Source organism: Bacillus sp. LJBS17 (assembly GCF_019334685.1).
Classification (GTDB): domain Bacteria; phylum Bacillota; class Bacilli; order Bacillales; family Bacillaceae; genus Bacillus; species Bacillus subtilis.
This window is the reverse complement of record NZ_CP079759.1, coordinates 4,143,220-4,160,406: the sequence shown is the minus strand read 5'-3', so window position 1 is coordinate 4,160,406 and position 17,187 is coordinate 4,143,220. Positions and strand designations below refer to the sequence as shown.

Below are 17,187 nucleotides of genomic sequence, written 5' to 3'. Positions count from 1 at the left end.
TAAAAGATTCAAGTGTTTTACTTTATGCTCTACAACAAACAAAGGAAGTTGGAAAAAGGATGCTATTTGATTAAGTGACCAGCTTTGTTTGCTTTGTCCCATGTATCTTCGTCTATAATGCAGGGTTTAACAGCATCTTTAACAACAATCCACTGATCTTGTGGTCTTATTTTTCCGTTTGTTTTATTTCTTCCTTTCAACCGATTAGCAACAATCCATCCTTTATATATCTCGGATCGAATCATTCTGACAATGCTTTGACCGTGAAAAAACTTCCCATTGTTTGTTCTGTATCCCAATTTATTTAATTTTACTGCGATATTATCAGCACCTATGCAGTCAATAGTCATTTGAAATGCAAGCTTTACAGCTTTTGCTTTTTCTTCATCAATTTCCAATTTTCTTTCCAAACGGTTATAAATATATCCGTAGTTGGGTTTGCCATTTGACCAGCGCCCCATTTTTGCACTGTCCTTTTTTCCTTTTCTTAGTTGGGCTTTTATATTCTCGTACTCCTAATTGTTAACGAACCCTGTAAATTTTAATGCTTGCCAGTCCTCTTGTACTTCAAGATCATAAACTCTTTCACTATCAGTGACGAAGAGTATGTCATCTTGGCGTAAAAGGTTCATGAATTTAGGTGTTTCTGCATCATCCCTTGTAACTCGTGCTAAGTTAACTGACAAAACAGCGTCAAATATGCCATCTGTGAGTTTGTTAATCATCCTTTGGTATTCAGGTCGCATTTCATCCATTGAACTCCCAACTTCTTGGAATATTTCATACTGCCAATTGTTTTTATGAGCAATATCAAGAAGTCTTTTTCGATGTTTTGCCAAGGTTTCTTCTGTTTCTTCGCCCTCTTTATTTCGTGACTTTCTTAGATAAATGGCTACTCGCTTGATTTTGTTTTTTAGTTCCACAGCATATCACCCTATTATTCCTATAATGTCATATAATACTATAATAACGAATGATAAACTGTGTAGCTACACGAACTTGGCATAAGTGAATAATAATAGGAGGTATACAATTGATTGGTTATTGTGGAAAAGAAAACTTTGATTGGGTAGCATCTTTAATATCTTTATTAGCGGTAATTGTTGCAATCGCATCAATTTGGATTCAAATTCATCAATTTAAAAAACAACGAGAACCAGTAATTGCACCTGGAATTAAACCCCTTGACTTAAAATTACCTAGAATTACTTATGATTGGGTAGATGACAAGAGGCTAGATGACAAATTTGCAGATACGACTTTACCTATTTTCAACTATGGGAGTACATCAGCAATCAATATAATGTATAGTTATAAACTTATTGATAATGAAAAAGTTAGAGAAAAGCTAGAAGAGTTAATAGATGAGAAGAGAGAAATTCACCTTAAATTAACTGATAATCATTTAGACAAACATTTGGGAATTACTTATGATCTGTTGGATGTAAATGATGATGGCTCCTACAGTGGTTTTTTTCGAACGACACCATATATAAGGCGAAGTGATCTAATCTTGCCTGGCGAAAGTATAGGCATTAAATTACCAAGTTATTTCTTGATTATGATCAATTATTTAAGTCGCCTTGAGGAGCAAGACTGTTTTCCTGAGTTAGAATTAAAAATAACGTATAATGATACTAACTTTAAAACCTGGGAAACAAAATTTATTATTAAAGTTGATCAAATTAGTAAAATAGAGATTTCAAGTTTTTATAAGTTACAGACTTCATTGGTATATGAGTTTATCAGCAAAAATAAAAAATAACTGCAATTAATATCAAGACAAGATAATCAAATTTGAAGATTGTCTTGTCTATTTTTAAAGGTAGCTATACGAACATGACACCAATGACATGTCGAACTACCGATGCTGACCAGAACCGGCTTGTTTTCGCGTTTCGCTTTTTCATATGCTTCTTCTCCCCAAGGGAACCAGTCCACAGGGTTATGAGCATGTTGAAGTAAAATAAGTAGATTTCTCAGCGATTAATCTATTGGGTTTATTGTTAGTAGGCATTGGATCACCTTCTTTCGTTTTTTTATAAATACAAAACTTAGCCGATTACTTAAAAGAGGGAGAAGAAAATATACTATAATGCTTAATGATGTTAATTGAGGAGACATCGTCCTTTTCAATCCTCTTTTATTACAGAAAATTTGATATTGATAATTCCATAGTATATTAAGGGGAACCCATTATTTATGGATTCCCCTTTAGTTCAATAAGAAGGATTACTGTCGAGTGTTACTTTACAATGTTAGCCATTCCAATGAAAAACGATTTGCACAACGCCAGAGGAAAATGTTCTTGTATTCACCATTTTTAAATTTATCCTCTGTTTTACATCAATAAACAACGGTTTTCCTTCTCCCAAAACAACAGGGTGAATAGATAATCTAAATTCATCAACAAGCCCCAAATTTATAAAAGTTGTAATGAGACTCGCTCCACCATATAGCCAGATGTCTTTACCAGGATTTTTCTTCAATTTATTTACTTCTTCAAGGATATTATCATTTATAAATATGGCTTGATTATCAATCTCATTTTGTGTTCTGGAAAAAACATATTTCTTTTTACTATGAACCAATTTCCAAAGTTCCTTTTCTGTATCAGGGTCTTCATTTTTTGGGATATATTGTCCCCATAAATCGTAGCTTTTTCTGCCATATAAAATAGTATCAATTTGATTTAAAAAATCAGTAAACCCCATATCAGGGTCCATAATGCACCAATCAACTTCTCCATTTTTCCCTTCAATAAAACCATCTAAAGTAACTGCTAAATCTAAAATGATTCTTCTCTGTTTTAAGTTATTTGTCATAACTATTCATCCTTTTACTTAAGAAGTTGGTTGAAATTCTTCTCCCACTCTCGCACCAGATGAACTAAGTTGGCGTTTGTGGACAGAGTGAAGAACAGTATCCTAAAATGAAAGTGCCCACTACTCTTCGCAGCTTGATTAGCAGGAACACTCTTTATCTTCACTTGGTTAAATGAAAGCTCTGCTCGATTAAGTTATAGATTTCGCCTTCTGGATCTGTCCGTTCTAAAACAATTGAAATCCAATGTTCCTTATCCATATGATATCCGGGTAAGATATTTTCCCCGTTTCTTAAGCTATCACTTATTTCAGGGGGACATTTTAGATTTAGAATATCTATTTCGCCATGACCATCTAAGCCTAATTTTTCTGGGAGAACATTCATGATAAGACCGTACCATTTTTTGTTTGATGTATGTCTCAAAGAAGCATAGTTTGGGTATTTCTCCCACGGGTAATCAGGCGATGTACCGTATTTTTCTTTGACGTGTTTAAAGATATCTTCTCTTGTTAACATACTCAATCACTCCTTTATTCACTCTACTTTCTTCTTGAAAAAGTCAAAGAGCGATCCTTGGTTGTCCTTTGGATACTTCAATAGAGATGTCATCAATGGCAGAAGCTGTGTCAAAGCTTCCTCTCTCCACGGATACTAGTCAACAGGGTTGTGGGCGAGTTGAAGGAAGTATGATATTTCTCATTGAGTTTATTGTTAGTGGGCATAGGTTCATCTTCTTTTCTCTTGTTTCTATTCCTTTTTACTGTACCACAAGCCTCTGTTGAAATACCTCATTAAGATAGTGAAATATATAAGGTAATGGATGCCTTACCTAGTGCTGTTCTCTTTTGGAAGCTGTTATTGAATAGTATCGAAACGAGTTTACTAAATATTATCTCGATTGGCGGGGATTGATATGATCATTAAAATGACTAAATTGAATATGAAAGATTTCAATAAACCAAATGAACCTCTCGTTGTTTTTGGGAGAATGATACCTGCTTTTGAAAACGGTGTTTGGACATATACTGAGGAACGATTTTCTAAACCTTATTTTAAACAATATGAAGATGATGAAATGGCTGTTAGTTATGTTGAAGAAGAGGGAAAAGCGGTTTTTTTATATTATGTTGAAAACAACTGCATAGGCCGGATTAAGATTCGTTCTAACTGGAATGGGTATGCACTAATAGAGGACATTGCCGTTGCAAAAGACTATAGACAAAAAGGCGTTGGAACAGCATTATTACATAAAGCGATTGAGTGGGCAAAGGAGAATCGCTTTTGTGGTCTTATGCTTGAAACACAAGATATTAATGTTTCAGCTTGTCATTTTTATGCCAAACATCAATTTATAATAGGTGCAGTTGATACGATGCTTTATTCCAATCTTCCAACAGCAAATGAAATTGCGATTTTTTGGTACTATAAATTTTAATTTATCATAAAATTATTGAACGAAACGTAGCTTGTTTTGCGTTTCGTTTTTCAAAGAAGAGGTTTTTTAACCCCTTCTATTCTTTGATAAGAATTGTTTTTCCACAATAGGCATAAAAACGTGAAGGAGCATTCCTCCCAAACAGACGGTTAATAGGGTTCCGATGCCGATAGGGCCTTTAAAGACGATGGCTAATACTAAGAAAAGAGCGTATACCAATGTTCTTGAAAACAAGATTGTTCTTTTGGAGAGATCTCGGATAATGAGTGTTAAATGATCGATTGGTGTTGATGCGAATTTCGTCTGAAGATAGATGGCTGTTCCAAGACCGATGAGCACCAAACCAATTCCGAAACAAATCAGTTTGCTTAATAACGCGTTTAGATAGAGAGTGTTTTTTACAACAAACAACCATAGGTCAATGCCTATTCCAGTAATGAATGCTGTAATCAAGCCCAGCAGAATAGGTTTTTTTCTCGTTAATATAGCGTTACAGATTAAGAGGATCACAGAAATAAGGACCTCCCAGCTTCCTACGGTAAGACCGACTTCTTTTGACAGACCAACCAAAAGGGCATCGAAGGGTGATGTGCCCAGTCCTGATTGTATGGTTAAGGAAATGCCCAAACTTAATATAAGTATGCCTAATCCGTAAAAAATATATTTCATGTTAAATCCGCGATATTTCTTTTGTCATCAGGACGTGAGGGATGCCGTCTTCCATAAATTCCTGTGAAGAAATCTGGTAGCCCAGTTTTTGATAAAAGCCTGCTGCTTGTGTTTGACCATGCAGCTTACATGCAGTCAGTCCTTTTTCTTTTATGATTTCTTCTAACCCGCTTACGATGACTTTCCCCAATCCGTACTTACGGTAAGGTTTTAGGATGCAGATTCTTTCCAGCTTTGCTGTATGGCCAACGATGCGCACACGGCCCGTGCCGACAGGCTGATTCTCATGATATACCAAGACATGCTGGCATTGTTCCTGGAGCGTATCAAATTCATCAAACTCTTCGGATTCCGATACATGTTGCTCCTCAATGAAAACCGTCTTTCTAATATTCAAAGCTGCATGTAAATCAGCTTCAGTTGTTATTCTTTTTATATTCATTATGAATCAATCCTTTTCTGATATTAGTCTGGACTGTACAGCATGCATGTGGTCTTATAATAGTAAGGTTAAAACATTTTTGTTGTAATTGCAACAAAAATACGTGAGGGGTTTTAGGAATGAATGATATTTTGCGTGAGATCGGCATGATAGCAAGAGCGTTGGATTCCATAAGCAACATCGAATTTAAAGATTTGGACTTAACAAGAGGGCAGTATCTCTATCTCGTACGTATATACGAAAATCCGGGAATTATTCAAGAAAAATTGGCGGAAATGATAAAAGTGGATCGGACAACGGCCGCGCGGGCCATTAAGAAGCTGGAAATGCAGGGATTTATTCAAAAACTGCCGGATGAGCAAAATAAAAAAATAAAAAAACTGTTCCCGACTGAGAAAGGGAAAAAGGTATATCCATTGTTAAGAAGAGAAGGAGAACATTCCACGGAAGTGGCCTTGTCCGGTTTTACTTCAGAGGAAAAGGAAACCATTTCTGCACTCCTTCATAGAGTGAGGAAGAATATAGAACGTGATTGGGAATATGTGAAGAAGGGGAACAAAAGGGATTATTAATGGACAACGTTAACAAGTTGAGCTGATGCTGGCGAAAATCGGCGTCTCCTCCTCAAGAATTCCAGTCCGCTGGAGTGTGGGACAATTTTCAAGATAATCTGCCTTGAAAATCGGCCGTTCACTTCTGTTTTCTTTTGAACTATCAAAAAAATCTCCAAAGGGAGTGGTTTGCGTGAACTTGAGACAACTATCAGAACATGTCTATCAATGTGAATTTGAGCTTGATGTGCCTCTTCGTATTCCGGTTCATACTTGGTTTATCAAAGATGGTGATGATGTTTATATTGTTGATACGGGAATAGAACGTTTTGCTGATGCTCAAATTAGGGCAGCGTTAGCGATCGGCGATCCAAAAGCCATTTTGCTTACCCATGGCCACAGTGATCATATCGGAGGTGCATCAAAATGGTTAGAGAGATTTGATATTCCGATTTATGCCCACCAGAAAGAACTAAAGTACATCAATGGGGAAGAGCCATATCCGAACAAAAATGAAGTGGAGAACACAGGGGTAGCCCATATTGTCCAGTCGATGACGGAGCAAACGCTTGCTCACCTGCCTCTGAAATACCATTTAACACCTGGCCATTCGCCGGGGCATGTCGTGTATTATCATAAAATCGATCGTACGCTATTAACGGGCGACCTTTTTATCACAAGTAAGGAGGATTTACACCCACCTATAAGAAGATTCAGTGTTGATATAAATGAGAACATCGATAGCGGCTCAATCATAGATCAAATCAAACCAACGCTCATTTGCTCTTCACATGGCGAAGAAATCCTTTATAACGAAGAATTGTATAAAAACTATGTGGTAAGGTATAGGGATTAATGGAAGTGAAAAACATAAGCTGAAAAATCTCCAGCATGTTGAAGCCCTCGATCCGATTTACTCACACCCAAAAAGAAAAAATGGCAGCTGCCTGCTGCAGAGGCTTTTGCGGAGCTTGTTATACATTCGATTCATGAGCAAAAGGAGTGAGTGTCAGGCTCACTCCTATTCTATTTAAATTGCGGCTGTGAGCTTTGGTTTTACAAATTTCATGAAAATCCCTCTGACTAATGGGCCCATAATCAGTAATTGCAATGGATAGGCCAGGATGAAATTTTTCAACACAATCATAAGATAAGCACTGAAGAGGCTGTCCCTGTTCAGCCCATTTGCTAGAACCGCTGTCACTAAACCGAACACAGACATACAAAGTACCATGCCAATCACCATACAAGTTGACATGGCAAGGATGACATAAATTCTTTTAGTCTTGTCGAACGGCATGCGGAATGCAATCTTCTTGGCGAGGGGGCCCACTAACAGTAAATCGAACAGGAGGGCGACCATAAAACCGATGACCATTTCAAAAACGGTCACCAGTGAAAAATCATGAATGGCTCCGTTGATGATGGCATTGTAAATCGACATGACGCAGACCATTCCAAAACACATCATCACGCCAAATATAAGACCCTCTTTTTTATTTGCTGGCATACAATCATTCCTTCTCTCCATAATCGGTGATTAGTATACCAATGAACCGTTCATGCTCATAAGTGACAAATTTGTGAACAATCTATAAAGCAGAATCGTCTTGTTTTGTCATCAGCACATGCGGAATGCCGTCCAGCATAAATTCTTCTGATGCAGTCTGATAGCCGAGCTTTTCATAAAAGCCTGCCGCCTGTGTCTGGCCGTGCAGTTTGAAGGCAGAAATGCTTTGTTCTTTCACAATACGTTCTAATGCATCGACGATCACTTTTCCCAAACCGAATTTGCGGTAAGGCTTCAGAATGCAGATTCGTTCCAGTTTCCCCGTGTGGCCAACGATACGGACACGTGCAGTGCCCACAGGTACATTCTGATGATAAGCCAGGATGTGCTGGCAGTCACCGTGGAGTGTATCGAACTCATCGAATTCATCCGAAATGGGACAGCCTTGTTCCTCTACAAATACTGCCTTTCTGATTTCAAACGCTGTATGTAAATCCTGTTCTGACGTGATTTTTTTGATATTCATGCTTGAATCCTCCCTACTCAGAAAAATGGCTGATCACATATTGTTTAAAGGTCTCAGCAACCGGTGATAAAAACCTGCCTTTTATCCAGGCAATTCCTATGACACGCTGACATTCCGGCCAGCTGACGCGGATTTTGGTGATTTTGCTTTGGTCTAAGCCTTTCAGGTCTGGGAGAATAGATATGCCCAGACCGGCTGCCACAAAACCTGCGGCAGTAGCTGCTTCTTCTCCTTCAAACATAATGTTCGGCTGTATATTGGCCTTCTCAAACAGCTCATCGACCGTCATCCGAAGCGCGTAGCCTTTTTTCAATAAAATAAAACGCTCCCCGGAAATCTCATTCAGGGTAATGCTTTCGCGACTGGCTAATGGGTGATCATTTGGCACAAATACAAAGAGTTCTTCACTCCACAGCTTGATCCATTGGATCGGATCTTCAGGCTTAATCGAAGCGAGGAGACAGAGGTCCAGATCCCCGGATTTTAATCGTTCAAGCAGCCAATAAGAGTGGTTTTGCTTCAGCTGGAAGGCAATGTTGGGGTATTCCTGCTGAAAGGAGCCGATGAGATCGGGCACGAGCGTGGTGCCTAATGTATGTAAAAAACCGAGAGAGACTACGCCTTGGTCTGGCTTTAATAAGGCTTGGATTTCTTCTTTTCCTTCGGTGTACTCCTTCATCATCGCCTGAACCCGCCGCAAAAAAATGTGTCCGTATTGATTTAAGCTAATGGATCGTCCTTGCCTGTCAAATAGCGGCACACCCAAATGATTTTCCAGCCTGGCGATAGAGCGTGAAAGCGCAGGCTGTGTGATGGAGAGGCTTTTTGCGGCTTTCGTGACGTGCTGCATTCGGGCCAGTGTTTGAAAATATTCAAGTTGTTCCCATTCCAATTATCATCCCTCCTTTATTACATATAAGCATGAAAATGATATTTTATATGCATTATACAACATATATCAACGGTGCTAAGATAGTAATATAAACAGACTCGAGGATGTTTGAATTCGGAAGAAATAAAGGATGGTTGTTTATGAATGGCAGTGCTCCACAACATGATGAGGGACCGATAAAGTCCCGATGACATACATTCAAAAAGGCACACCGGTTTTTCGAAAAATTACGTTTGCTTTCTTCGCTGCGGGTTTCAATACATTTGCGATTCTATATTGCGTACAGCCGCTCATGGAGGAATTCACGCGGGAATTTGATGTAACGCCTACTGCGGCGAGTCTTTCTTTATCTGTTACCACAATGCTGTTAGCTGTGAGCATGCTTGTCTTTGGTTCATTATCCGAGGTGTGGGGGCGCAAGCCGATTATGGGTATTTCCATGCTGGCCGCATCGGTTCTCTGTCTGGCATCGGCCTTTAGTCCGAACTTTCATACGCTGCTCGTATTGAGAACCATTCAAGGCGTTGCGCTCGCAGGCCTTCCGTCGATTGCGATGGCTTATCTCGGGGAAGAAATTGAACCCGGAAGTCTTGGGTCGGCGATGGGGCTGTATATCAGCGGAAATGCAATCGGCGCCGTTTTCGGAAGGATCGTTTCCGGGCTCCTGAGCGAGTACTTGAATTGGCATATGGCGATGGGATCAATTGGTGTCATTAGTTTGATTGCTAGTGCTATATTTTTTATAAATTTGCCGCCATCCAGGCATTTTACGCCAAGAAAATTGAAGCTCGGGAAATTGGGAATGTCTCTGATCGGCCACTTGAGGGACCGTAAACTATTCAGCTTGTTTCTCATTGGTTTTTTGCTGCTTGGAAGCAATGTTGCCTTGTTTAATTACATTGTGTATGTGCTGTTGGGCCCGCCGTATTCGCTTAATAAAGCATTTTCCAGCTGGATATTTATTGTGATGATTGTAGGCATTTTCAGCTCGTCTTTCATTGGAAGAATGGTTGATCAATATGGCTATCCAAAAATATTGGTGATGAATATTTTCATCGTCATTGCAGGTGCGTTATTTACGATAAACAATATGCTGGCAGTGAAAATTCTGGGGATTGCCCTCTTTACATTCGGTTTTTTCGGAGGGCATTCAGTTGCCAGCAGCTGGGTGGGCAGGAGAGCCCTTCTCAACAAAGCACAGGCTTCATCGCTGTATTTGTTCTTTTATTACGCCGGTTCAAGTGTTTTCGGAACAATCGGAGGGCTATTCTGGTCTGCTTTTCACTGGCTGGGCGTTGTCGGTATGATCACCTTCATGCTGCTGGTTGCGTTATGGCTGTCGGGATACTTGGCAAGAAGTGTGAAAATGCCGGATAAAAGGAACGAAAAAGGATTGAATTGATCAGTAAAAAAGGACCGTTAACGGGTCCTTTTTTATTCCCAATGGGCAGGGATTCGTAAAGACAGCGGCAGCTTTGTGTTCGAATCGCCGTTGGCGGCGTTCACCTGTGCCTGTGTCAGAAAGATGCTCCCGGTCAGGTCGGCGCCGCTGAGATCAGCGTCTCTCATATCTGCACCGATAAAGTCTGTCATTCTCAAATCGGCATTTCTCAGATCGGCGGCTATGAGCAGCGCCCCTCTTAGATTTGCCCCTCGCAGATCAAGCCCTTTCAGTTTCGCGCCGATCAGGACACTTCCCCGGCTGACTTTTTTCGGGAGTTTTGGATGGCGGACTTGGGCACGCACCAGCTCACTCGTTTTTAACAGCCATTCATTGACCTCAGCACGATGCTCGTCCACCTGCAGTGTCAGCAGGCGTTCTTTGCTGAGTCTGGTGAGCTTTTCTATTTTTTCGAAACTGGTTCTCAGTTCGGGATGAATCGGCTTGGCTATATCTATAGAAAGAGCTTCATGTAAATACCAGAGCATTTCGTGCAGCTGCTGCATGATAGGAAAAACGTCAAACATCTGGTTGGCCGTTTCGGGGCTGCTTCGCCAATCCTTTCCCTCATAAGTGATTTGGGATACTTTTTGGCCGGCGCCAAAGCATTCATATGCAGAGCAGCCTCGAAATCCTTTTTCTCTGAGATCTTTATGTATAGAACATTGATAGTTTGATTGTAAGTTGCGGCAAGGCGTGCCCCCGTCTTTATCAAAAGCAAAATCTGCCGACTTCGCATAAGGCAAGGCGACACAGCACAGGCCAAAACAGTGCTGGCAATCCGCACTTAAATCATGATGTATATTGTCATGTAACGTTACTTCCGCAGACAATAATGTTCACCCCTTCACTTGGGTACTTTGTTAAATATATCTATTTGATTATATAGGAAAAAAGGATACTTTTCATTTTGTTTTCACGGTTTCAGTGGTCTAGCAATGTATAATATATCCAATCATGATGATTGGGGGAATTCATTTGGAACAGCAATTGAAAGACATCATCTCTGCGTGTGATTTGGCAATCCAAAATGAAGATTTTGATACACTGATGAATTATTATTCGGAAGATGCCGTGTTAGTTGTGAAGCCGGGCATGATCGCGCGAGGCAAAGAAGAAATCAAAAAAGCGTTTATCACGATTGCGAACTATTTCAATCATCATATTGTCCCGACACAAGGGGAAATGATCATGCTGGAAGCAGGTGACACGGTACTCGTCCTTTCTCAGACACTGCTTGATTCGGATAAAAAGGACTCCGAGTATGCGATGGAAAGAAGGGCGACCTATGTATTTAAGAAGAATGCGCAAGGCGAGTGGCTTTGTGTAATCGATAACTCATATGGTACGGATTTAATTGGTGTGTAAGATATGTCTTTGATGTGCCATTCCTGCATATAATGATTCATTCAGCTGATTAGGGAGGGTGACACAATTGAATGTGTATGACATCAGAATGGCTCCTTATTGGTTTTATGAAGGCAGAGGACTTGTTCAACATCCATACGTATTTCGGCAGCCTGTCTCCTCACGTGCAATCATTGTATCTACCCGCGGCGATGTAACGGGAGACGGCGTTATTGACGAGGTCTTTCTAACTGGAAATCAAATGCCCGGCAGCCCGTTATGGAGAAATATCACATTGGTGATCCGTGATGGCAGAACCCATCAGGAGCAGCGGATTCAGCTTCAAAACAATATGGGATACAATCCGTCACTTTTTCTGGGGGATATGACAGGCGACAAGATTGAGGATGTGGCAGTAGTAATGGACACAGGGGGAAGCGGCGGAGCTATTTATGCATATGTGTTTGCCTATCTAAACAGGCAGTTTCGGCGAATTTTCAATTCAGATGTATTGAATGATGAATTAAAGTACAGTGTGAGGTATCAAAATCAATATAAAGCGAGCGTCATCAGTCATCAGCAAAACGAAATGTATATCCTCGACCTTACTTACAAAGGCAGGGAATATTTGAATGAGATTTATAACAGCCAAGGTGTGTTAAAAATGCCGATAGAAGGATGGGTGAATCCTTTATCGGGCTTGTATCCGGTTGATTTTGACAGAGACGGCGTATACGAATTTTTGGCGTACCAGCGGATAGCGGGAAGGTATAACGCCGACTCATTGGGATATGTTCAAACCGTATTAAAATGGAACGGACGGCGTTTTGCCGTTGACCGGCAGAATGTTTCGATTGTTGGCGGTGCTGTCTCGTAATCCTGATGGCTGTCACCCTATAAAGGGTGACAAAACACTACAGGTGTTCTGCAACGACAACCCAATAATAAGATAAACCGGCTTGCTGCTCTTCTAACATTCCTCTATGGAAATCATCTTGCATAAAAAAACGTGTTTGTTTTACGTAATCTTCTTTACTTGTCGGATGCCCGTTCTGATTTAGGAACTTAAGATGATTCATGACATGCTCTTGCACGGAAGGGTCATGATACGTTACACCATTTCTTAAAAATCAGCCATCCTATCAAGAAAATGTTTAGCCTCTATTGCCATTTTGTTCATTTCATCGACATTGATTGTATGTGTATCCAATTCAAAATCGTAACGCTCTTTTAAATACCCATTTTGTTCTGCTAAAGATTGTTTCCATTCTTCAGCGCTTTCAAATCCTTTAAACATTACCTTATGATCCATGTTTTCGCCTTTTCTCGTGTATTCTAAAGATGTGTTGACTGTTTGAATGAGACGCTGATACTTTTCAATTTTCTTTTCAAACAGCTTTTTTTGTTTTTCTAATGTACTTGTTCTTTCAGCATCCTCTTTTAGTAATGTTTTGATTTCTGACAAAGGAATATCTAATTCTTTGTAAAAAAGGATTTCCTGCAGTCTTTTTAGTTCTTCAGCACCATAGTACCGATATCCTGCTTCGCTTATTTCCTTTGGGGCTAGCAAGCCGATTTTGTGGTAATGATAAAGCGTTTTGATTGTGACATTCGCAATATTGGATAGTTCTTTTACTGTTAATTTCACCATCCGACTCCTCCTTTCTTCTTTCACTATGAGGCCTTACCTTTGGTTGGAGTCAAGGATAAAATGGTGGTGGTTTTCGTCCGAAGACAGCCTAGTGAATGTGGGAGAAAGAAAATAACACCTGGCGGATTCAAAGAAAAGAGTGCTTTTCAGTAAGCACTCTTCATTCCAGTTTAATTCGTTTTACATCCCCTAATACAAACACATAAAAAACCAATCCCAGCAAAAGCACAAAACCAGCTACCAGAAAGCTGAGCGTAAAGGAGCCTGTCACATCAAACAAATACCCTGTCAGTGACGCAGCAATAATGCCTCCGAACAGGTTGTTTGCGAGATTCACCATGGAGCTCAGCATGGATACGGAACCGATCGGCGCGAGTTCTGCGGAGATGGACCAGCCGACCGGAGCGGTTGCGGAAATTCCGGCGAGTCCGATGGAAATGCAAATAATGGCTACGGTAATATTGTTCGTCAGAATGGATCCTAAAAAGAAAAAGCCAAAGCTCATTCCGACTATGATTACGGTTCGGTACACCTTGGTGTTAGGATAGCCTTTCTTAATAAAATAATCGACGAGCCAGCCGCCGACGGCAATTCCGGAAATGGTTGAGATCAGCCACGGCACTGCTGTAAATAAACCGGACGACATGAGATCCATACCGTATGTATGTTTAAAGAAAGTCGGAAGCCAGGTGAGCAGCAGGTTGAATGTATACCCGTACCCTGTAAATCCGATCATTAAGCCCCATACTTTCCGATTGGTGAAAAGCTTTTTTAAAAGCGGGCCCGTTTTGTAAGGGATTTGCTCTGTTGTAATGGCATTGTGTTTTTGAATATAGTTTAGTTCACTTTTAGAAATGCGTTTGTGCCGTTCAGGCTGTTCATAATACTGCCAGAAAAAGATCGTAAACAGCACATTGATGCATCCAATCGTCAAAAAAGCGACACGCCAGTCAAATGTTGTGACAAGAAAGGCGACCAATGGCGCGCCGATTACATTTGAAAACTTGGCGGCCGAATCGAACAGTGAGTTTGCCAATCCCCGCTCACTTGGAGGAAACCAGAGAGCGGTTGCTTTAGAGGCAGCAGGGAACGCAGAGGCGCTCGTCAGCCCAATGAGAAACCGGAACAGATACAACAGCAATTTTCCTTGCAAAAAAGCAAAAAGGATCGTTAAAAAGCTCCATATTGTCATTCCAACCCTCGTGACCCATGCGACCCCAAAACGGTCCAGCAAACTTCCGACAGGCAGCTGCATCAGTGTATAGGAATAGGTGTAAATGGAAAACACGATGCCGAGTTCAGTTGCAGTAAGGTGAAACGAATCTTGTATCGCAGGGGCCGCTACCGAGATGGCCACTCGGTCAAAATAATTAAGAATAATAATGCCGCTAAGTAACGAAGATATGTACCATCTGGTATGCCCAGGCCGTTTCACGCGCTCTTGACTCATGATGAAAACCTCCTCTGTCATAGCATGATCTCCTGATAGAAAAACCATTCAAATTTTAAATACCACAGCGCGCTTTTATATAAACGGCAGGAATTTGACTGGAACAGATCGGTGCTTTAGAATGAAAGTAATAAAAATGAACACTCCAAAGGGGAGTAGCTTTCACAGTAAAGTCGTCATTACGGGACAAGGTGTCCTCGGCTTTGCTGGCAATCTCATTGTTAGCGAGACCTTTGCCAAATCTGATTTGGTGAAGGTCTTTTTGTTTCAGGAACTTCACCAAATTGGTGGAGTTTTTTCATTTTTATCAAAAAGGGAGAGGAGCATCAGAATGTCTAAGCTGAAAAAGTGGCTGAAGCGTGAATTGGTGAGGAAAGGGCTGCCGTTAGCGAAAGAGAAATTGATTCCGATCTTAAAAGAAAAAATGAAAAAGAAACGATGAGGGGGCTGAAGATGAAGATTATTTTGACAGTACTTGCCGGAGTGGGACTTTTGAGTGCAGGCGGATGCGGCATGCTTGATCAGGTGAACGACGGATTGAACTATACGAGTGAAGCAGCTGGTTATGTGGAGAAGGTGAAGACATTTGCAGAGGAAGCGCCTGAATTGGCTGAGAAAGCTGTAAATGACACCGAGGCGAAAGAAAAACTTGAAGCGCAGCTTGAGTCGATTCAGAAGGCTGCCGCTGATTTTAATGAATTAACGCCGCCTGATGCCGCAGCGGAGATTCATCAAACCATTCAGGAACATAACAAAACCTTGCAGAAAAGCGCTGAAGATGTGTTGAAACAAGCCGAGGAAGGCAAGGTATCGCTTAAAGAATTGGAGCAGTCAGACCTGGTCCAAAACGCAAAGCAAATTACTGATGTGATGGGACAAATTGAGAAGCTGGGTGAATAAGAAAAAGCATCCCGACGCGGGATGCTTTTTGCTTATTCAGCCATTGCGTCTGTTAAGACAGGAACGACTTGTTTTTTACGGGAAACAACGCCTTTTAAGAGGGCTGTGTTGTTTTCTAATGTAACGTTGAACGCTTTTTCCACTTTCGCTGCTTCGTTACCGATTGCAAGAGCAAGTGAATCATTTTCTAAGATATCTGTGATAACGAGAAGGAACAGATCAAGATTCTTCTCAGCCACAACTTTTGAGATCACAGCTTCTAATTCAGCTTGGCGTTTTTTTACATCTTCAATGTCCACTGTGTTTACTTGTGCGATTTCGACTTTCTTGCTGCCGAGTGTAAATTCTTTCGCATCAAGAGAAATGAGCTCTTCCACTGTTTTTTTGCTTAGATCAGCGCCTGCTTTCAACATGTTCAAGCCGTATTCTTCAGCATTTACTCCAGCGATCTCCGCAAGCTCTTTTGCTGCTGCTACGTCTTGGTCCGTGCAAGTTGGAGATTTAAATAACAGGGAATCAGAAATGATCGCAGACAGCATAAGGCCGGCAATTTCTTTCTCGATTTTCACGTTATTCTCTTTGTACATTTTGTTTAAGATGGTAGCCGTACAGCCTACAGGCTCAGCACGATAGTAAAGCGGCTCAGCTGTTTCAAAGTTAGCGATGCGGTGATGGTCGATAACCTCTAAAACCTGAACCTCTTCAATGTCTTTGATGCTTTGCTGGCGTTCGTTATGGTCAACCAGGATAACGCCGTTTACTTCGTTTGCAGCTGTTTCAACAAGACGCGGGCTTTCTTGTTTGAAATAGTCAAGCGCGTATTGTGTTTCGCCGTTGACTTGTCCGAGGCGGACAGGCTCAGCATTGAAGCCGAGTTTGTTTTTCAAATCAGCATAAGCAATCGCAGAACAAATCGTATCTGTATCTGGGTTTTGGTGTCCGAAAATAAGTATCTTTTCCATGATAGCTCCTATCCTTTTTTAAGTAGTGTAATCTTTATATAGTTTAACACGTCTTGCTGCAGGTGTAATCATGCAAACCCTTAAAAATTGATGTGAATAAGAAGCATTTTCTTTGAGCTAAGGAGAAAAGGTGTGTAAAATACTGGGTAGCTTAGTTGCAAAATGTAATGTAGTATCAAAAAAGGTACTATTGGAGGGTCAAGAATGAGTGAAAAAAAGAATATATATCCGAACAAAGAAGGCTGTCCAGTTGAATTCACTCTAGATGTCATTGGCGGAAAGTGGAAAGGAATTCTTTTTTATCACATGATAGATGGCAAGAAACGATTTAATGAGTTTCGGCGAATCTGCCCGAGTATTACTCAAAGGATGCTTACTCTCCAGCTGAGGGAGCTGGAAGCGGACGGCATCGTGCACCGTGAGGTTTATCACCAGGTGCCGCCCAAGGTAGAGTACTCTCTGACGGAATTTGGGCGCACGCTTGAACCGATTGTTTTGCAAATGAAAGAATGGGGAGAATCCAACAGAGACGTGCTGGAATCTTATCGTTCGAACGGCTTAGTGAAGGATCAGCAGAAATAGCAG

At 40.8% G+C, this 17,187-nt stretch carries 22 protein-coding genes and 3 pseudogenes; 11 read left to right on the top strand and 14 right to left on the bottom strand.

From position 1 onward, the window contains the following. Positions 1–62: 62 nt before the first annotated feature. Positions 63–461, bottom strand: coding sequence for a recombinase family protein (locus tag KXZ66_RS22740; protein ID WP_250622522.1), 399 nt, complete (start codon positions 459–461; stop codon positions 63–65). A gap of 54 nt (positions 462–515) precedes the next feature. After that, positions 516–923 (bottom strand): recombinase family protein, encoded by a 408-nt coding sequence (locus tag KXZ66_RS22735; RefSeq protein WP_257475326.1) that lies wholly within the window; start codon positions 921–923, stop codon positions 516–518. A 110-nt stretch (positions 924–1,033) separates the two neighbouring features. Between KXZ66_RS22735 and KXZ66_RS21480 the strand changes: the two genes are divergently transcribed. Next, a complete protein-coding gene (locus KXZ66_RS21480; RefSeq protein ID WP_153257174.1) occupies positions 1,034–1,765 on the top strand; it encodes a hypothetical protein in 732 nt (243 codons plus the stop codon). A gap of 71 nt (positions 1,766–1,836) precedes the next feature. On the opposite strand, the pseudogene KXZ66_RS21475 reads toward KXZ66_RS21480, so the two are convergent. The 3 genes and pseudogenes from KXZ66_RS21475 to KXZ66_RS21465 all read right to left on the bottom strand — a co-directional run. Next, positions 1,837–2,017, bottom strand: a pseudogene (locus KXZ66_RS21475) (DUF255 domain-containing protein); the annotation flags it as partial. Positions 2,018–2,258: 241 nt separating this feature from the next. Further along, entirely contained in the window at positions 2,259–2,825 is a 567-nt protein-coding gene (locus KXZ66_RS21470; protein ID WP_219144749.1) for a dihydrofolate reductase family protein, read from the bottom strand. A 160-nt stretch (positions 2,826–2,985) separates the two neighbouring features. Beyond that, positions 2,986–3,342 carry an MmcQ/YjbR family DNA-binding protein gene (locus KXZ66_RS21465; protein ID WP_021481096.1) on the bottom strand — a complete coding sequence of 119 codons (357 nt, stop codon included), beginning with the start codon at positions 3,340–3,342 and terminating at the stop codon, positions 2,986–2,988. Between the two features lie 397 nt (positions 3,343–3,739). Here KXZ66_RS21465 and satA point away from each other — a divergent pair, with 397 nt between their 5' ends. Then, positions 3,740–4,261: a streptothricin N-acetyltransferase SatA gene (gene satA, locus KXZ66_RS21460; protein WP_077670822.1), complete on the top strand. Its 522-nt coding sequence runs from the start codon at positions 3,740–3,742 to the stop codon at positions 4,259–4,261. Between the two features lie 66 nt (positions 4,262–4,327). Here satA and KXZ66_RS21455 read toward each other — a convergent pair whose 3' ends face one another. Continuing rightward, positions 4,328–4,930: a YczE/YyaS/YitT family protein gene (locus KXZ66_RS21455; RefSeq protein ID WP_072173947.1), complete on the bottom strand. Its 603-nt coding sequence runs from the start codon at positions 4,928–4,930 to the stop codon at positions 4,328–4,330. 1 nt (position 4,931) lies between these two features. Next, complete coding sequence (locus KXZ66_RS21450; RefSeq protein WP_125121021.1) at positions 4,932–5,372, bottom strand: GNAT family N-acetyltransferase; 441 nt, start codon at positions 5,370–5,372, stop codon at positions 4,932–4,934. A 119-nt stretch (positions 5,373–5,491) separates the two neighbouring features. Here KXZ66_RS21450 and KXZ66_RS21445 point away from each other — a divergent pair, with 119 nt between their 5' ends. The 3 genes and pseudogenes from KXZ66_RS21445 to KXZ66_RS22730 form a co-directional block, all read left to right on the top strand. After that, the gene (locus KXZ66_RS21445) at positions 5,492–5,944 is read left to right on the top strand and encodes a MarR family transcriptional regulator (protein WP_003226875.1); all 453 of its coding nucleotides are present in this window, start codon (positions 5,492–5,494) and stop codon (positions 5,942–5,944) included. A gap of 172 nt (positions 5,945–6,116) precedes the next feature. Next, positions 6,117–6,779, top strand: a complete 663-nt coding sequence (locus KXZ66_RS21440) for an MBL fold metallo-hydrolase (protein ID WP_125121022.1) — start codon at positions 6,117–6,119, stop codon at positions 6,777–6,779. A gap of 7 nt (positions 6,780–6,786) precedes the next feature. Continuing rightward, positions 6,787–6,929, top strand: a pseudogene (locus tag KXZ66_RS22730) (LysR family transcriptional regulator); the annotation flags it as partial. A 24-nt stretch (positions 6,930–6,953) separates the two neighbouring features. Here KXZ66_RS22730 and KXZ66_RS21435 read toward each other — a convergent pair. From KXZ66_RS21435 to KXZ66_RS21425, 3 genes are all read right to left on the bottom strand, one after another. Next, complete coding sequence (locus KXZ66_RS21435) at positions 6,954–7,433, bottom strand: DUF2798 domain-containing protein (RefSeq protein ID WP_219144748.1); 480 nt, start codon at positions 7,431–7,433, stop codon at positions 6,954–6,956. An 82-nt stretch (positions 7,434–7,515) separates the two neighbouring features. Then, positions 7,516–7,959 (bottom strand): GNAT family N-acetyltransferase, encoded by a 444-nt coding sequence (locus KXZ66_RS21430; protein ID WP_021481090.1) that lies wholly within the window; start codon positions 7,957–7,959, stop codon positions 7,516–7,518. Positions 7,960–7,972: 13 nt separating this feature from the next. Next, positions 7,973–8,851: a LysR family transcriptional regulator gene (locus tag KXZ66_RS21425; protein ID WP_161621085.1), complete on the bottom strand. Its 879-nt coding sequence runs from the start codon at positions 8,849–8,851 to the stop codon at positions 7,973–7,975. 187 nt (positions 8,852–9,038) lie between these two features. Here KXZ66_RS21425 and KXZ66_RS21420 point away from each other — a divergent pair, with 187 nt between their 5' ends. After that, positions 9,039–10,253, top strand: coding sequence for an MFS transporter (locus KXZ66_RS21420; protein WP_219144747.1), 1,215 nt, complete (start codon positions 9,039–9,041; stop codon positions 10,251–10,253). A gap of 32 nt (positions 10,254–10,285) precedes the next feature. Here the strand turns inward: KXZ66_RS21420 and KXZ66_RS21415 are convergent, their stop codons facing one another. After that, positions 10,286–11,125: a pentapeptide repeat-containing protein gene (locus KXZ66_RS21415; protein WP_041850277.1), complete on the bottom strand. Its 840-nt coding sequence runs from the start codon at positions 11,123–11,125 to the stop codon at positions 10,286–10,288. A gap of 145 nt (positions 11,126–11,270) precedes the next feature. Here KXZ66_RS21415 and KXZ66_RS21410 point away from each other — a divergent pair, with 145 nt between their 5' ends. After that, positions 11,271–11,660, top strand: coding sequence for a YybH family protein (locus tag KXZ66_RS21410; RefSeq protein WP_015715064.1), 390 nt, complete (start codon positions 11,271–11,273; stop codon positions 11,658–11,660). Positions 11,661–11,727: 67 nt separating this feature from the next. Then, a complete protein-coding gene (locus KXZ66_RS21405; RefSeq protein ID WP_219144746.1) occupies positions 11,728–12,516 on the top strand; it encodes a hypothetical protein in 789 nt (262 codons plus the stop codon). A gap of 37 nt (positions 12,517–12,553) precedes the next feature. Here KXZ66_RS21405 and KXZ66_RS21400 read toward each other — a convergent pair. Next, positions 12,554–13,290, bottom strand: a pseudogene (locus tag KXZ66_RS21400) (MerR family transcriptional regulator). Positions 13,291–13,450: 160 nt separating this feature from the next. Beyond that, entirely contained in the window at positions 13,451–14,761 is a 1,311-nt protein-coding gene (locus KXZ66_RS21395; RefSeq protein ID WP_032724981.1) for an MFS transporter, read from the bottom strand. Positions 14,762–14,861: 100 nt separating this feature from the next. Here KXZ66_RS21395 and KXZ66_RS21390 point away from each other — a divergent pair, with 100 nt between their 5' ends. Both KXZ66_RS21390 and KXZ66_RS21385 read left to right on the top strand, forming a co-directional pair. Next, complete coding sequence (locus KXZ66_RS21390; protein ID WP_003226899.1) at positions 14,862–15,182, top strand: hypothetical protein; 321 nt, start codon at positions 14,862–14,864, stop codon at positions 15,180–15,182. 11 nt (positions 15,183–15,193) lie between these two features. Further along, positions 15,194–15,640, top strand: a complete 447-nt coding sequence (locus KXZ66_RS21385; protein WP_003226901.1) for a DUF6376 family protein — start codon at positions 15,194–15,196, stop codon at positions 15,638–15,640. Between the two features lie 32 nt (positions 15,641–15,672). On the opposite strand, the gene KXZ66_RS21380 is transcribed toward KXZ66_RS21385, so the two are convergent. After that, positions 15,673–16,602 (bottom strand): manganese-dependent inorganic pyrophosphatase, encoded by a 930-nt coding sequence (locus KXZ66_RS21380; protein WP_014481484.1) that lies wholly within the window; start codon positions 16,600–16,602, stop codon positions 15,673–15,675. A gap of 204 nt (positions 16,603–16,806) precedes the next feature. Between KXZ66_RS21380 and hypR the strand changes: the two genes are divergently transcribed. After that, the gene (gene hypR / locus KXZ66_RS21375) at positions 16,807–17,184 is read left to right on the top strand and encodes a transcriptional regulator HypR (protein ID WP_003242487.1); all 378 of its coding nucleotides are present in this window, start codon (positions 16,807–16,809) and stop codon (positions 17,182–17,184) included. Positions 17,185–17,187: the final 3 nt, after the last annotated feature.

Excerpts from the sequence above, each read along its gene's own strand:
- KXZ66_RS21470 (WP_219144749.1), bottom strand. The coding sequence starts at position 2,825 with ATGACAAATAACTTAAAACAGAGAAGAATCATTTTAGATTTAGCAGTT.
- KXZ66_RS21420 (WP_219144747.1), top strand. The coding sequence starts at position 9,039 with ATGACATACATTCAAAAAGGCACACCGGTTTTTCGAAAAATTACGTTT.
- KXZ66_RS21435 (WP_219144748.1), bottom strand. The coding sequence starts at position 7,433 with ATGCCAGCAAATAAAAAAGAGGGTCTTATATTTGGCGTGATGATGTGT.
- KXZ66_RS21445 (WP_003226875.1), top strand. The coding sequence starts at position 5,492 with ATGAATGATATTTTGCGTGAGATCGGCATGATAGCAAGAGCGTTGGAT.
- KXZ66_RS21395 (WP_032724981.1), bottom strand. The coding sequence starts at position 14,761 with ATGACAGAGGAGGTTTTCATCATGAGTCAAGAGCGCGTGAAACGGCCT.
- satA (WP_077670822.1), top strand. The coding sequence starts at position 3,740 with ATGATCATTAAAATGACTAAATTGAATATGAAAGATTTCAATAAACCA.
- KXZ66_RS21380 (WP_014481484.1), bottom strand. The coding sequence starts at position 16,602 with ATGGAAAAGATACTTATTTTCGGACACCAAAACCCAGATACAGATACG.
- KXZ66_RS21450 (WP_125121021.1), bottom strand. The coding sequence starts at position 5,372 with ATGAATATAAAAAGAATAACAACTGAAGCTGATTTACATGCAGCTTTG.
- KXZ66_RS21430 (WP_021481090.1), bottom strand. The coding sequence starts at position 7,959 with ATGAATATCAAAAAAATCACGTCAGAACAGGATTTACATACAGCGTTT.
- KXZ66_RS22740 (WP_250622522.1), bottom strand. The coding sequence starts at position 461 with ATGGGGCGCTGGTCAAATGGCAAACCCAACTACGGATATATTTATAAC.
- hypR (WP_003242487.1), top strand. The coding sequence starts at position 16,807 with ATGAGTGAAAAAAAGAATATATATCCGAACAAAGAAGGCTGTCCAGTT.
- KXZ66_RS21455 (WP_072173947.1), bottom strand. The coding sequence starts at position 4,930 with ATGAAATATATTTTTTACGGATTAGGCATACTTATATTAAGTTTGGGC.
- KXZ66_RS21385 (WP_003226901.1), top strand. The coding sequence starts at position 15,194 with ATGAAGATTATTTTGACAGTACTTGCCGGAGTGGGACTTTTGAGTGCA.
- KXZ66_RS21465 (WP_021481096.1), bottom strand. The coding sequence starts at position 3,342 with ATGTTAACAAGAGAAGATATCTTTAAACACGTCAAAGAAAAATACGGT.
- KXZ66_RS21390 (WP_003226899.1), top strand. The coding sequence starts at position 14,862 with ATGAAAGTAATAAAAATGAACACTCCAAAGGGGAGTAGCTTTCACAGT.